The 14,123-nt window shown below is 38.5% G+C and carries 13 protein-coding genes and 1 tRNA gene; 6 read left to right on the top strand and 8 right to left on the bottom strand.

What is annotated here, in order from left to right:
• Nucleotides 1–30 precede the first annotated feature (30 nt).
• Nucleotides 31–1,977: a M3 family metallopeptidase gene (locus tag ND811_RS14680; protein ID WP_265352747.1), complete on the top strand. Its 1,947-nt coding sequence runs from the start codon at nt 31–33 to the stop codon at nt 1,975–1,977.
• Here the strand turns inward: ND811_RS14680 and ND811_RS14675 are convergent.
• Together ND811_RS14675 and ND811_RS14670 are read right to left on the bottom strand one after the other, a co-directional pair.
• Entirely contained in the window at nt 1,948–2,517 is a 570-nt protein-coding gene (locus tag ND811_RS14675; protein ID WP_265352844.1) for an SCO family protein, read from the bottom strand. The genes ND811_RS14680 and ND811_RS14675 overlap by 30 nt on opposite strands.
• Nucleotides 2,517–2,993, bottom strand: coding sequence for a copper chaperone PCu(A)C (locus ND811_RS14670; RefSeq protein ID WP_265352748.1), 477 nt, complete (start codon nt 2,991–2,993; stop codon nt 2,517–2,519). Before ND811_RS14670 ends, ND811_RS14675 begins: the two co-directional genes overlap by 1 nt.
• Between ND811_RS14670 and ND811_RS14665 the strand changes: the two genes are divergently transcribed.
• Nucleotides 2,962–3,981 carry an alpha/beta hydrolase gene (locus tag ND811_RS14665; protein WP_265352749.1) on the top strand — a complete coding sequence of 340 codons (1,020 nt, stop codon included), beginning with the start codon at nt 2,962–2,964 and terminating at the stop codon, nt 3,979–3,981. The genes ND811_RS14670 and ND811_RS14665 overlap by 32 nt on opposite strands.
• Here the strand turns inward: ND811_RS14665 and ND811_RS14660 are convergent.
• Complete coding sequence (locus ND811_RS14660) at nt 3,961–5,862, bottom strand: hybrid sensor histidine kinase/response regulator (RefSeq protein WP_265352750.1); 1,902 nt, start codon at nt 5,860–5,862, stop codon at nt 3,961–3,963. The genes ND811_RS14665 and ND811_RS14660 overlap by 21 nt on opposite strands.
• Before the next feature lie 23 nt (nt 5,863–5,885).
• On the opposite strand from ND811_RS14660, the gene ND811_RS14655 reads away from it, so the two are divergent.
• The 3 genes from ND811_RS14655 to rktP all read left to right on the top strand — a co-directional run bounded on the left by ND811_RS14655 (nt 5,886) and on the right by rktP (nt 8,036).
• Entirely contained in the window at nt 5,886–6,155 is a 270-nt protein-coding gene (locus tag ND811_RS14655; protein ID WP_265352751.1) for a Sec-independent protein translocase subunit TatA/TatB, read from the top strand.
• A gap of 73 nt (nt 6,156–6,228) precedes the next feature.
• A complete protein-coding gene (tatC, locus tag ND811_RS14650) occupies nt 6,229–6,945 on the top strand; it encodes a twin-arginine translocase subunit TatC (RefSeq protein ID WP_407658909.1) in 717 nt (238 codons plus the stop codon).
• Nucleotides 6,942–8,036 (top strand): Arg-Lys translocation region protein phosphatase RktP, encoded by a 1,095-nt coding sequence (gene rktP, locus ND811_RS14645; protein WP_265352753.1) that lies wholly within the window; start codon nt 6,942–6,944, stop codon nt 8,034–8,036. The genes tatC and rktP overlap by 4 nt, the downstream gene beginning before the upstream one ends.
• Here the strand turns inward: rktP and bla are convergent.
• The 5 genes from bla to ND811_RS14620 form a co-directional block, all read right to left on the bottom strand.
• Nucleotides 8,013–8,849, bottom strand: a complete 837-nt coding sequence (bla, locus tag ND811_RS14640; RefSeq protein WP_265352754.1) for a subclass B1 metallo-beta-lactamase — start codon at nt 8,847–8,849, stop codon at nt 8,013–8,015. The genes rktP and bla overlap by 24 nt on opposite strands.
• A 99-nt stretch (nt 8,850–8,948) precedes the next feature.
• Entirely contained in the window at nt 8,949–10,229 is a 1,281-nt protein-coding gene (gene clpX / locus ND811_RS14635) for an ATP-dependent Clp protease ATP-binding subunit ClpX (protein WP_265352755.1), read from the bottom strand.
• A gap of 16 nt (nt 10,230–10,245) precedes the next feature.
• On the bottom strand, nt 10,246–10,848 hold the full coding sequence (clpP, locus tag ND811_RS14630; protein ID WP_135743326.1) for an ATP-dependent Clp endopeptidase proteolytic subunit ClpP: 603 nt from the start codon (nt 10,846–10,848) through the stop codon (nt 10,246–10,248).
• A 3-nt stretch (nt 10,849–10,851) separates the two neighbouring features.
• Nucleotides 10,852–12,198 carry a trigger factor gene (gene tig / locus ND811_RS14625; protein ID WP_265352756.1) on the bottom strand — a complete coding sequence of 449 codons (1,347 nt, stop codon included), beginning with the start codon at nt 12,196–12,198 and terminating at the stop codon, nt 10,852–10,854.
• Nucleotides 12,199–12,260: 62 nt separating this feature from the next.
• Nucleotides 12,261–12,332: transfer RNA gene (locus tag ND811_RS14620), tRNA-Gly, on the bottom strand.
• A 753-nt stretch (nt 12,333–13,085) separates the two neighbouring features.
• Between ND811_RS14620 and ND811_RS14615 the strand changes: the two genes are divergently transcribed.
• Entirely contained in the window at nt 13,086–13,778 is a 693-nt protein-coding gene (locus ND811_RS14615) for a hypothetical protein (protein ID WP_265352758.1), read from the top strand.
• Nucleotides 13,779–14,123: the final 345 nt, after the last annotated feature.

Below are 14,123 nucleotides of genomic sequence, written 5' to 3'. Positions count from 1 at the left end.
GAAATCGAGTCTAAAACTATAGAGGCCATTATGTTTCCTGAATTTCAATCTGAAAATCTTCCTAAAAAAGAATCCTCCATTTTAGAAAAAATGGAGTCGAACAAAGACTTCATTCAAACTCTATTACAAATAGAAAAACCAACCTTTCAAAACTTTGCAAAACCTTACCAACGAATCCAAACAGAACTTGGGGACTTGGTTACAGAAATTTCTCATCTTAATTCTGTAAAAAATAACGAAGAAAGCCAAACGATCTATAGCAGGTTATTACCAAAACTGAGTGAGTATTATACGGATCTTGGACAAAACGAAGAAATTTTTTCCACCCTTCTTAAAATTCAATCTTCCGAAACAAACTTAAACCCTGAAGCGGTCAAAGTTTTAGAAAATGAAATTAGAGATTTTCGATTGTCCGGAGTGGGTCTCAGTGCAGATACCAAAAATGCCTTAAAGGAAATTCGAATTCGTTTGTCTGACCTATCCAATCAGTTTTCACAAAATGTATTAAATGCAACCAATGCGTTTGCTCTTTATCTCTCAGAATCCGATGTGGAAGGAATTCCAGAAAGCGACAAAAACTCGGCCAAATGCGAGGATGGTACATATAAATTTACCTTACAATTCCCATCTTACATTGCTTATATGACATATGGTCAAAACAGAGAAATTAGAAAAAAACTCTATGATGGTTATTGTACAAGGGCACCAGAAAACGGAAAATTAATAGAGGAAATTTTGGAACTTCGAGATAAGGAAGCAAAACTCCTTGGTTTTCCGACTTTTGCTCATTTGAGTTTGGCTACAAAAGTGGCAGATACTCCAGAACAAGTAATTGAATTTTTAGATCATTTGGGACAAAAAGCAAAACCAATCGCATTGCAAGAGTTAAATGAAATTAAAAATTTTGCGAAAAAACTCGGTCACACCGATTTAGAACCTTGGGATCTTACCTATTTCTCTGAAAAATTAAAAAAGGAATCCTTTTCTTATGATGAGGAAATCTACAGGCCTTATCTTGAGAAAGAAACGGTAATCCAAGGAACCTTTTTATTCTTAGAAAAACTCTTAGGAATCCAATTCAAACAAGTAACCACACCTGTTTGGGAGCCGTCTGTCCTTTGTTATGACTTAGTCGTAGATGGAGAAACCAGGTCTCGTTTGTATTTGGACTTAGAAGTCCGAACAGAAAAAAAAGGAGGGGCATGGATGCACAACTGGAAACCTCACTTCCAAGATGAAACAGGAAAAACAGAACTTCCCGTTGCCTTCGTTGTGGCTAGTTTTCCTAAAGCAACCAAAACACATCCATCACTCCTACGACCAAGCGACGTTGTCACTCTCTTTCATGAATTGGGTCATGCCCTTCACCACCTTCTCTCCCGCGTGAAAGAAGCTTTTGTGAGTGGAGTGAATGGAGTGGAGTGGGATGCCGTAGAATTCCCTTCTCAATTTTTAGAAAACTTTGCTTATGAGCCAAAAGTCTTAGAACTTTTTGCAAAACATTATCAAACAAAAGATCCAATCCCAAATTCTTATATAGAAACGATGGTAAAGGCCAAAAATTTTATGTCGGCAATGGGAGTCGTAAGACAGATCGAATTTGCGAAGTTTGATATGTTGATCCATCTAGAAAAACCAACGGAGTTTAGAGTTCAGGAGATTTTAGACCAAGTTAGAAAAGAATTTTCTGTCGTGGTTCCACCTGCTTATAATAAATTTCAAAATTCTTTTACTCATATATTTGCCGGTGGCTATGCCGCAGGATATTATTCCTATAAATGGGCAGAACTTCTTTCTGCAAACGCCTACTATTCGTTTGTTGATAAAGGAGTGTTTGACTTAGACCACGCTGCTCATTTCAGAAAAACTGTCTTAGAAAAAGGTGGATCAGGGAATGCAATGGATCTTTTCCGCGATTTTTACGGAAAAGATCCAGAGATCGATGCTTTACTTCGACTCAACGGAATTGCTGCTTAAGGCCAGTATGGATTTTGTGATTACTTCTTTAGAATCGGTGGACTTAATTAGTTTTCGGGTCTTACGATTTTGATCCAATACATAAATATAAGTGGAATGGTCAAAACTTTGACCATCTTCCGTTTTTTGCACATAGGCAGCGTATTGTTTTAGAATTTGATTAGTCGTATCTGCTGAAAAAGAAAGGCCCACCGATTGAGGCAAATAAAATTGGACATACTTTGTGGTTGTCTCTGGTGAATCACGAACAGGGTCTACCGAGATAAAAACCACCTTAAATTTTGATTTTTCTTCTTCGGTTAGGGGTTCCACCGCAGCTTTAATTTTTGCTAATGTATTCGGACAAAAATCAGGACAATACGTATATCCAAAAAAAACCAATAGAACTGGTTCCTGAAACGACTTAAAAGACACCAATTGCCCCGATTTATCTTTCGCTTCAATGTTTCCACCAATCGGTAGTTCAGTGAATTCCAACCCAGAACTACATCCAAAAAACCCAAATCCAACTAACAACATTAAGACAAATTTTCTTTTCATCATTTTTTCTCTTCCACAATCACTGTTCGACTTTCCCCGTTAGAAAATTGAAATTCTAATGTCAAATCCCCAGAGACATTTCCTTTTTCATATAACATCAAATGTTTACCAGATCGCATTAGCTGGATTGTTTGATTTGTTTCTAGAAGTATAGGATATTCTAACTTACGCATCCTGGCAATTTGTGTTTCGTTGTCTAAAGAGGATTCGTGGAACTCAACTGTTTTGTAGTGGTTACTTACGATGTTTCGAATCTCTACGTCTTTTCCAAAAGGATTTCTAATTTCTCCATAGACAGCAGCAGTTTTTGCTATTTCTGGCGCAGGTTTCATCCAAAGTTGGATGGGTTCTGTCGGTTTGTGACAGAAAACAAACAAATTGACTTGAATTAGAAACAGAAATCCTGCATTTGTAATATTTATCTTTCGTAACAAGAGAACCTCGATGAGAATAATATTCAAATGGGTGATTGCCATCACTCTCATTCTATCTTCATTCCTAGTATCCACTTACAACTGGTCTACTGGCGAATACAATTATGATTCCTCTAGAAAATTCGAAAATTTTGATGCCTTCTACCAAAACGAACTGAAGATAAGCGCTAGTGAAAATACAAGACCAAATAACGAAGAACTTCTGATTCGTGTTTCGGAAGAAAAAACTCCCATTGCCATTGTTTATATACATGGATTTGGTGCTAGCCGTGGTGAAGGAGAAGAAGTTACAAACCTTTTATCTGAATACTTTGGTGCCAATACTTACTATTTAAGACTCCCCGGGCACGGAACGAATCCGGAAGACCACCTAAATACTAACTTTCAAAAATACCTCCAAGATGCAGAAGATAGTTTGGTTTATGCAAGAGAACTCGGACAAAAGACTGTCCTCATTGGAACCAGTATGGGAGGAAACATCGCTTCTTATTTAGCAGCAAAACATCCGGAACTTGTAGATTCCCTCATCCTTGCTTCTCCATTTTATGATTTTGATGATCCGACTGCACATATGTTTCGTTTTCACTGGGGGAAGTCTTTTATCAATGCTATCAAAGGAGAAATGCGTATTTCCAAAACCGACCCAAAAGATGAATCGGCGAAGTATTGGTATTTAGATCAGTATTATGGTGCCATCCAAAATCTTTTGGAACTAAAACGATTTGTAGATAAAGACAATCCTTTTCCACGCATTACTGCACCCACCTTACTGATGTATTACTATAAATCAGAGACAGAACATGATTTTGTAGCCTCTGTTCCTGCAATGTTACATGTTTTTGATCAAATTCAATCAGGACCAAATCACAATCCCCAAAACAAACTTCTAAAAATCGAAAATGGGGCACATGTTTTACTATCTCAATATGTAAAATCCGATAAGGAACTGATTGAAAAAGAACTCATCCAGTTCATCAAAGATACAACAGGTGCTGAAGAAGTTAAAAAATCAAAGAAATCCAAACGATAACAAAATCGTTTCATAGAGTTCATCTACGGATATTGGTTTAGAACGAACCAATATCCCTTCTGCATCCAATTCTTCCGAATCTAACCCTTCCATATTTCCTGTATAAAGAACCGCTGAAAGGTCTGGATTTACCTTCTTGATTTTACGAATGAGACTTAGGCCGTTGATCTCTCTCATTCTATAATCTGACAATATAAAATCAGGAACTATGTTTTTTAAATTTTCTAAAGCAGAGTTTGCGGTTCTAAATATTTTGGGAAAAATTTGTTTTTGAGAAAGAACAAAACAAATCGCTTCACTAGCAGCTTCATCATCCTCCACAATCCAAATTTCTTTTTCCGATATCACTGACCAAACATCTTTTGGTTTATTTTCTTCGTTTGTCTTCTTGGCACCGAGTAAAATTTGTCCCTCTTCTAAAGGTAAATAAATATGGATAAGAACAGTCATTGGTTCCGGTTTTTCTATATAAAACTCACCTCCCCAATTTTTCACGTAACGATTGATTAAGTGCATTCCTGTCCACTGAAACTCTTCCTCACCAAAATTGACAAAGTCTAGAGTATTTAAACCGGAGAGACTAGGAAGAGAAAGGCCTGTAAACTCCATTGAGACTAACACTTTAAATTCATCTGCAGAGGAAGTCTGTATCCGAACAAGTCCCCTCTTTCGATCATCCCAAACAAGTAACCCTCCAGAAGTCAATTCACAGAGAATTTTTGAAAATCGAACCGCATCTATCTTCGTATAAAGTGGTGATTTGTAAAAATCAAATTGAGCTTCCACATTTTTTGGTAATCCAGCATTTACAAGAGGAATGGTCGACTCAATGACAGATGATATCTCAATTTTTGCAGAGGAATCCTCGTCTTTTACCTTTGAATATTTAATAATCCTATGAATCATAGAACGAGCATTATCTGCTCCCATTCTAATTTTTTCCAAATATTCCAAAATTTTTGATTCTTCAAATTTTCCTAATTTAATTTGTTCTTCTCCCAACTGAGAGAACACATGAATTGGTTGTAGATAGTTATTCAAATCATGAGCTATATTGGTTGCTAAACTTCCAATCGTTTCCATTTTTTGCGAATGCAATTGGTAGGACTCGATTTGTTTTTTTTCAGTAACATCATCCAAAAAAACATAATAAAAATCAGGTTTTCCTTGTGAATTACGAAAAGCACTAATTCGGCGATAAACACTGATTCGGCGACCATCTTTTCTAGTTAATCTGGACTCTTCTACTCCTTCTTTAAAAAAACCAAAATATTCCATCTCTTCTTCAGATATAGGTTCACCTTTGATCCGCTTGATGTTCAGATCCGTTAAATTTTGAAAACTATATCCAGTGATTTCGGTAAACCGTGGATTGATGCGAAAATAGCCACCTTCCCAGTCTTGTAATGCCATTCCGACGGATGCATTTTCAAAGAGCCCCAGAAAAAATTGAATTTGTTCTACAATATTGATTTCGTTTGTTTTTTCATTGGTCACATCACGCACAAAAACAATTTGCAGTTGGGAATCCATCTTCGGGATGTTTACCTTTCGTTTTTCGAACTGAAACCAACGAACTAAAATTTCATTCGGCATCCGAAATCGGTAATCGCCTTGGATAGTCTCTCGTTCAAAATGTTTGTTTGGGTAGAGAAATTGTTCTCGAAAATTGGCCTTATCTTCTTCTGCAACCCACTGCAAAAGATCGGATTCCAAACAATCCTCATTGGATCTGTGGCATCCCAAATTGTTTTTAAAAAAATCGTTCGAAAATAAAATTTTCCCGGATTTTGGATCTGTTAAATATACCCCACCGGAAAATAGATTGGGCAAGACCTTAAAGAATTCTATCATTCCGCTTGCTTCTAGATTCGTTTGCATAACTCTTGCCTTAAGAGGGAAATATGCCATCCAATCCGTTTTCTTTTCAAGCACCTATTGCTTTTTTTAATTTGGGACCTTGGGAGATTGCACTCATCGTCTTCTTAGCGTTACTTTTTTTTGGCGGGAAACGCCTACCGAGCCTTGCAAAAGATTTAGGTTCAGGAATCAAAGAATTTCGTAAATCCTTAACAGGACAAGAAGAGGAACCGACCCAAACCAGTTTTCCTCAAGAAGAACCAAAGTCTGCCTCCTCAGGCGCATCCAAATCTGGAAAAAAGAAAAAAGCATAAGATTTAAGCCTTGGCCGGGAAAAAAAGAACTGTACTCCCACTGCCCGAGGGTTCTGAAACCAGGGAAAAGTATATGTCCCTGGGCGACCATTTAGAGGAACTCCGCCAAAGGCTTATCTATTCCATTTTAGTGGTCTCTATTTTTATGGTGGCTACTTTATATTTTGGTAGCGAGATCCATACTTTTCTCATCCAACCCTATAAATCAGTTTTAGGACCGGATGCTCACTTTTTTCAGATCCAGCTTATGGCGCCGTTTCTGATTTATCTCAAAACATCGTTTATCCTATCGGTTCTTGTTTCTTTACCATTTCTCTTATACATCCTTTGGGGATTCATTGCACCAGCTGTAGATCCTAGGACAGAAAAATGGGGGAAGTTTATCATACTGTTTTCTACCCTACTCTTTTGGTCGGGACTTGCACTCTGTTGGTTTACTGTCTTTGAAAATTTCCTCCGGGTTTTCCTTGTGATACTCAGACCCGATGGTGTAGATCCGTATTTACCGATTGACGAGTATTACGATTTGTTTTTTAATTTGCACCTAGTGTTTGGTGCATCCTTTCAATTACCGATTGTTCTCATCCTACTGGGTAGGATTGGAATCCTTTCTTCCCGGTTTTTAATTTCTAGGTGGAGAGAGGCTGTGCTTATCATTGCCGTAGTGTCTGCAGTTTTATCGCCAGGTCCGGATGTTTTTTCGATGTTAATGTTACTTGTTCCTCTTAGTTTTCTATTTTTTCTTTCTGCCATCATCATGAAAGTATTGGAAACCACAGATCGCAAATGAGTTTTCGAGTTAAACTCCCTGTACTCCTAGGTATCATCAGTTTTCTTTTTTTTCTCATACATTTTTTATTTGCAGAATTTACCTTTACTCATTGGCAAAATCCTAAAGGAGAAAATGCACTTAACTTTAATTTGGTTGGAATTTATTCCTCGTTTTTATTTTCCCTCCTACTTGGATTTTTAACCTATTATTTTCTCGGATTTTTATACCAATACATTCTACATGTCATAGCCCATATCCAAGACACAGAACTCCCGAAAGACATAAAAAATCTAAATAAAGATTCGGAAGAGTATAAAATCTACAAATCGGTTCGGTTTACCCTTCTCCAGGGAGATGAAAGTTTGGGTGAAGAACAATTCGAAAACAAATTTGATTGGAAAATCAACCAAGCAGCTTCCATAAACAAACAAATTCCTGATATTCATATTCCTAAAATTCCCGGATTCGATGTATCGGTTTTTCCATCAGTGATGCGTTATGCGGGTGCAGACTATATCCGAATCGGCAGAGCCAAAGATGGAATTTTTGGAATCCTTGCAGGCCATATGGAACCTGGGATTTTAGAGTCTTCCGAAAAAGTTTATATTCATGGGATCATTTCTTCTTTTGGTGATGGAATTTATTCCACGGAAGAAATTTTAGAAAAATTAGAATCGGCCCTCCACCAATTTACTTTTTTAAAATTAAAAATCTCTGCCTTTGTGATCCCAAGCAGAGAAGACAAAATGTCTTTTTTGCACTATATGGATATGCCGATTTTCCAATTTTCGGATCATGGAATTCAAGTGATTGAAGGGAGTGGTGACGACCACTGGTATCCCAATCACAAACACCCACTTTCTATTGCCGATGGAATCGAAATCGGAGATTATTTGGTTTGGGCAAGTGATAGAACCCTGACCCAGTTTGGTTTAACTTCTTTCGAAATTATGGAAGAGTTTGTAGATTATCTTTTGGATTTAAAACCAAGTTCCTCTAGACAAATGTTACTTGCCATTGCCAAAAAGATGAGTGCCCTGGGCGCAGAAAGAAATCTCACAAACCCTATGGAGAAACTTTCGATTTTAGTGGTTCGGCGAAACAAGTAAACGAATTGTATGGCGAAGTAAATCCAACTTCCCCCAATCTCCGTGGCCAGGAACTACAACTTCGGCGTCAGTATAACGAGAAAGAACCCTCTTCACAGAATTTGGCCATTCATTCAAATCCGCTTCCTTTACATTCCCAAGATCTTTTGCATCCAATGCCTTCACAAGACAACCACCAAAAAGAATATGAGTTTCTGGAAGCCATACCACAATATTATCCGCAGAATGTCCCTGTCCCGGATAAAACACCTCAACCGATTGATTGCCCGCAGGTAACCTTGTTTGGATATCGAGGATTGGATTTGTTTTTCCAAGTCCTCTTTCCTTGGCCAATTTGGCTGTTAAAGCGGTGCTATAAACAGGAATGTTCCGTTTATGGAAGAGTGGAACTCCCGCCATACGGTCGTCATGTGCATGAGTCACAAGAAGAAACAAAATCTCTTTTTGAAACTTGGTTTTGATCTCAGAAAATAGTTCTTCTGTTTGGGATTCTGTCCAAGGAGTATCAATGACAACAGCTCCTTTGTTGGAAAGAACCACAAGACCATTGGCAGAATAGACCTGACCTTGGAATTCTCCGAAACTGCGATGGATCCATACAGTTTCTTTGATCTTGATCCATTCTAAATGTTGGGAATGTTTACTGGCTAAACTAGGATTTTGTTGGATGGATGAAATAGAAGAGGATTCCGAACTTTTTTGCCACTGACAATGAGCCAATGAAAACCCAATACAAAAGATCAAAACCTGAATCCCTAGCCGAGATGACAGAAAGGTAAAGTTAAACCTGTTTCTTAATTGATTGAAGTCCATAATTAACTAACCCCTAAAAAACAAAAACCTATCCTTAAGATAGGTTTTATATCTCTTCTCTAGATTCAAAATTCAAATCCAGAGATTGTCATTTGAACTTTAGGCGATTTTTTCGATATCGCCTTTGAGAATGGTGATCGGTGCTTCTTTTTTTAGAACCGTTTCATCAGTCACGACTACTTCCAAAACATCTTTACGCGAAGGGATTTGGAACATGAGTTCCATCATAATCTCTTCCACTATCGCACGTAAACCACGAGCTCCACTTTCACGTTTGATGGCCGTTTGGGCAATGGCTTCAATAGCAGATTCAGTGAACTTGAGTTTTACATTCTCTATATCAAACATTTTTTGGTATTGTTTGAGAAGGGAATTTTTTGGTTCGGTAAAAATGGATTTGAGACTCTCAATAGTGAGTTCATCGAGAGTGGCAATGATCGGAAGTCGTCCAATGAATTCTGGAATCAAACCAAATTTCATTAGGTCATCAGGGATCACATGGTGGACCACAGATTCCCCTTCTTCAATTTTACGACCCTTATCATTCACTACTTCATTTGAGTGAAAGCCTATTGATTTCACACCAACTCGTTGTTTGATGATGTCACTAAGACCCACAAACGCTCCCCCACAAATAAAGAGAATGTTTTTGGTTTCGACAGGAATGTATTCTTGGTGTGGGTGTTTACGTCCACCTTGTGGAGGGACATTGGCAACCGTTCCTTCAATGATTTTTAAGAGGGCCTGTTGCACGCCCTCCCCACTCACATCACGAGTGATGGAAGCAGAGTCCGATTTACGAGAAATTTTATCAATTTCATCGATATAGATGATTCCCATCTCTGCACGTTTGACATCATTGTCTGCATTTTGGATGAGTTTGAGGATGATGTTTTCGACATCTTCTCCCACATATCCTGCTTCCGTAAGGGCTGTGGCATCTACAATGGCAAAGGGAACTTTGAGAATTCGAGCCAGTGTCTGTGCAAGAAGAGTTTTTCCAGAACCAGTAGGACCGATGAGCATGATATTGGATTTTTCCAATTCCACGTCACCCGCCTTACGTTCGTTATGGAAGATTCTTTTGTAGTGATTATAAACAGCAACAGCCAAAGCTTTTTTCGCTTGTTCTTGTCCAATCACATACTGGTCTAAGATTTTTTTGATTTCGGTTGGCTTTGGGATGTCACCGACAATGGCAGTTTTTTCACCACCTTGCGGTTCTTCTGCGATGATTTCATTACATAATGAAATACACTCATCACAGATATAAACACCAGGACCAGCGACAAGCCTTCTTACTTCATCCTGGGCCTTTCCGCAGAAAGAACAATGTAATTTTTCTCTGGAATTACCCGTTTGGCTTGGACGTTTGGTCATGGTGTAAGCCCCTCTTTTAAGCTTGTGGCATCTGTTTGCGTTCTTGGATGACGTTGTCGATGATGCCGTATTCTTTGGCTTCTTCGGCACTCATAAAGAAATTTCTCTCTGTGTCTTTACGAATTTGTTCTGATGATTTTCCGGTGTGTCTTCCATAAAGATCGATGAGTTTGTCCTTGATCTTGATGATTTCTTTTGCCGAAATTTCGATATCCGAAGCTTGTCCACCCGCTCCACCATAAGGTTGGTGTAACATAATTCTAGAATTAGGAAGTGCGGAACGTTTTCCTTTGGCCCCACCCGCAAGAAGGAGTGCTGCCATAGAAGATGCCTGTCCGATACAAAGGGTCCTTACCTCAGGTTTGATGAGCTGCATGGTATCGTAAATCGCAAGGCCAGAACTCACATACCCACCAGGGCTATTGATGTAGAGATAGATATCACGGTCAGGGTTTTCTGCTTCTAAAAACAAAAGCTGTGCCGAAATCACATTGGCATAGGTTTCGTCGATGGCAGATCCAAGAAAAATGATCCGGTCTTTCAAAAGCCGTGAAAAAATATCATATTGGCGTTCGCCACGGCTAGTTTGTTCGATGACATAAGGCATGAGTGTAGACATAGTTTACTCTTCTTTCCCGCTAAGAATTTTCTCAGCTTCTTCCGTTGAAATAGTCTTAGGCGACTTCTTTTCTACCTCAGCGTATACAAACTCGTCGATTTTATCAAACAGGAATTTGTCACGGTAGTAGGTTTCCGCCTTCTGTTTTTGGACTTCTTTTTTAAGGGTTTCGGCAGGAATTCCTTGGGCAGATGCTTCTTTTTCGTAACCCGCCTCTACTTCTTCGTCAGAAATTTGGATTTTATGGTCTTCCGCGATTTTCTGCTTCAAAATATAGGTTTGGATGCGTTTTTCAGCCGCTTTTGAGAAGGATTCACGAACTTCCTTTTCTTCCTTGTTCAATCGTTTTGCGTAGTCGGCAAGCGAAGATACAGGAAGGCCAAATTCACGCATAAAGTTTTGGAATACGGTTTCTGTTTCTTCGTAAATTAATGACGCAGGAATGATGAACTTAGATTCTTTGATGATTTCATTGTAAGCATCATCGGTGGCCCGTTTCGTCAGTGCGTTTCCGAAAATTTCAACAAGTTGTTTTTTTGTTTTTTCTTTTAACTCTTGTAAGTTGGCAGAACCATCGACTTCCGATGCAAATTCGTCGTTGATTTCAGGATAAGTCACTTTATAAATCGCAGTTACGGTCACCGTGTAAACAATTGTTTTTCCCGCAGACTCTGGCGATTGTGGATAGGAATCAGGGTAAGTAAAGGAGAACTCTTTAGTTTCGTTTAGTTTCATCCCCAGAAGATTGGTTTCAAAACCTGGTGGGTTTTGGGGAGCTCCCATTTGGAATTTCCCAATTTGACCTTGTTCAGGGTATTCTTTCCCAGTTTCTTTAAACTTATAATTAATTTCGAGTAAGTCTGCAGATTCTACTGGTTCTCCCTCTTCTTTCAAAGAGTTACGAGCCATGTTTTTTTGGATCCCTTCCAATTCCTTTTGGATGTCCGCATCAGAAATTTTAATTTCTTTGGGTTGGATTTTGATCTTTTTCAACTTCGGTAAGGTGACTTCTGGTTTGGTGTCGTAAGTAGCTTTGGCTTTGGCACCTGTATTTTTATCAAATGTTTCCATTTGGAATTGCGGCAGGCGAATTGGTTTGTGTTCCAATTTATCAAATAGGTCTGCCATTGCTTGGTTCAGCATAATGTTTGCGGCATCGTCCATTACGGAATCACCGAGGACTTTTTCGACCATACCAAGCGGTGCTTTTCCGGGACGAAACCCAGGGATTTTTACTTTTTCAGATGCATTTTTGTAAGCCTTAGAGTAGGCAGTGCGGACTTCTTCAGCTGTAAATTGGATGCTTAAGTCACAAGTTGCGTTGTTATTTTTTTTTGCCGTAAATTCCATCGTATTATATCCAGTGTAAAAAAAGAGAGTGTAGTGGAAAGAAAAAGAAGCGTACCTTCATTAGCGGGAAACGGGACTTGAACCCGCGACCCTCTCCTTGGCAAGGAGATGCTCTACCGCTGAGCTATTCCCGCAGAAGGTTTGTGAAACCATCATTTGGAATTGGGGCAAATCGGCAAGGAAAAAAGGTAAAAATTGATAGAGGAAAATCGTCGGTAAGGTTTAAAATCAGATCCCCAAATTTTGGGACGCGGGACGGGGGAAACGATTCCGCCAACTAACAAGCACTAAACGCTAAAACAAAAAAATAGCATTCCCAACTTTACCAATGGGTGAGTGGACTTTCCTCCCTGTTAAAATAAACGATGTACTTTTTAGAAAGATTCTTTTTCTAAGAAGCATTTCTTTATATTCGAAACCACGATACCAGTCCCCAAAAGGAAGTCTCTCTTTCTTTCGGAAAGGAACCAACTGGCAATCAATAGTGAACGGTGAACGCGATTGAAATTTTTTTTATGGAAATCCCTCGATTCAAATTCGCAAAATACAAGGATTATGCGAAAAATTCACAACCTACCCTTCGATTTTTGGATCTTTCCTCCCATTCCTGCTCCACCAAAATGCGTGATGGCAGTTCTACAAACAGTTTCATTACCAGGAAAACACTTTGTAAGGTTATTTTCTACTAGAGAGAATCCAGGTTTTACAAGTGTTTTAGATTGATTCCATAATACCGCATAATCCTTGTATGGATGGAAAAATGTCAGAAAAACAGAAGTTTACAAAAATTTGCGTATTTAAACCGAATTCTCTTGACACAATTTTCATATCTGCGACTAACTAGTACCCGCTGGCAAACGGCGATAATATTCCATAAGGAAACACGAATGAAAAAAACAACATCTATCCTCCTCGCTCTACTTTTCGTAGCTGCGGTTTTTGGTAACTGTAAAAAAGACGAAAAAGACGACACTCCTGTACTTGCTCTTTTGCTTTATGCAAATGACCAACTAAGCGGTAACTGTGCCTCTGTTACAAAAGCAAGTTCCACATCTTATACTGCTTTTTTGATTTCAGTACCAAAAGGTGGTTGCTCACAACAAGCAACTAAAGAAGCTGCTGCAGCTCAAACTAAATCAACTTTAGAAAAAATTGCTGCTATTTACGCAAAAGCTGGTTCTAACTGTAATGCTGTTTCTACAGCTGTAACGACTAACTTGAACAATAATGTTACAAATCTTAACAACATGACTGAAGACCAATACAAAGCAACACTTGTGAATAACAGAATGATTGCAATTGGAAACCTTGTAACTGAGTCTTACAACTCGTTAAAAGCTGCTGGTAGAACTGATGAGCAAATTGCTGCAACACGACCAGGTTCTTTGGAAGATTATTATGTAGCGAGCGCAGTGCTTTATGCGGGAGCACAAACTGCTTGTGTTACAGCAATTAAAGATTCTGGTGCTACTGCAGGTCTTTTCACAAATCCTCAGACTGTTCTTGCTTTATCCTCTTGCACTTACGGTTCTTCCCAACCTGCTACAACAAAATGCGCAACTCTTAACACTGAGTTCTAAGATCTCTTAAGAATTTCAGTTTTTAAGGACCGGTCACCTAAGTGGCCGGTTTTTTTATTTTTAGCCATAATTGTAGTTATCCCTATCAAAAAAACAATTTTGAAAGATTCTTCTTCTGAATAAAAGATGAGAAAGATACTAGAAATTGGATTTTTACTTTTATTAATTCACAAATTAATTCTGACTTGAATATATATTATTGACTCAAACAACCAGAGAATTGTCTTAAAATCCATATACCAACATCGTATATCAACCATAAGGTGATTTAAACAAAATTTACAATATATTTCTTCTCCAATGTTAGCCTAACCCGAATTATCTCTTGACTGTTTTTTCCTTCTA

The sequence above is a fragment of the Leptospira soteropolitanensis genome, from assembly GCF_026151655.1.
In the GTDB taxonomy this organism is placed as follows: Bacteria; Spirochaetota; Leptospiria; order Leptospirales; family Leptospiraceae; genus Leptospira_A; species Leptospira_A soteropolitanensis.
Note: the sequence above shows the minus strand (reverse complement) of the source record. Positions and strands in the feature narration are given on the sequence as shown.

Coding starts and splice junctions, on each gene's coding strand:
- tig (WP_265352756.1), bottom strand. CDS start 12,198: ATGGAATTTACGGCAAAAAAAAATAACAACGCAACTTGTGACTTAAGC.
- ND811_RS14660 (WP_265352750.1), bottom strand. CDS start 5,862: ATGCAAACGAATCTAGAAGCAAGCGGAATGATAGAATTCTTTAAGGTC.
- clpX (WP_265352755.1), bottom strand. CDS start 10,229: ATGACCAAACGTCCAAGCCAAACGGGTAATTCCAGAGAAAAATTACAT.
- rktP (WP_265352753.1), top strand. CDS start 6,942: ATGAGTTTTCGAGTTAAACTCCCTGTACTCCTAGGTATCATCAGTTTT.
- ND811_RS14675 (WP_265352844.1), bottom strand. CDS start 2,517: ATGAAAAGAAAATTTGTCTTAATGTTGTTAGTTGGATTTGGGTTTTTT.
- tatC (WP_407658909.1), top strand. CDS start 6,229: ATGTCCCTGGGCGACCATTTAGAGGAACTCCGCCAAAGGCTTATCTAT.
- ND811_RS14615 (WP_265352758.1), top strand. CDS start 13,086: ATGAAAAAAACAACATCTATCCTCCTCGCTCTACTTTTCGTAGCTGCG.
- ND811_RS14655 (WP_265352751.1), top strand. CDS start 5,886: ATGCCATCCAATCCGTTTTCTTTTCAAGCACCTATTGCTTTTTTTAAT.
- ND811_RS14670 (WP_265352748.1), bottom strand. CDS start 2,993: ATGGCAATCACCCATTTGAATATTATTCTCATCGAGGTTCTCTTGTTA.
- ND811_RS14680 (WP_265352747.1), top strand. CDS start 31: ATGTTTCCTGAATTTCAATCTGAAAATCTTCCTAAAAAAGAATCCTCC.
- clpP (WP_135743326.1), bottom strand. CDS start 10,848: ATGTCTACACTCATGCCTTATGTCATCGAACAAACTAGCCGTGGCGAA.
- ND811_RS14665 (WP_265352749.1), top strand. CDS start 2,962: ATGAGAATAATATTCAAATGGGTGATTGCCATCACTCTCATTCTATCT.
- bla (WP_265352754.1), bottom strand. CDS start 8,849: ATGGACTTCAATCAATTAAGAAACAGGTTTAACTTTACCTTTCTGTCA.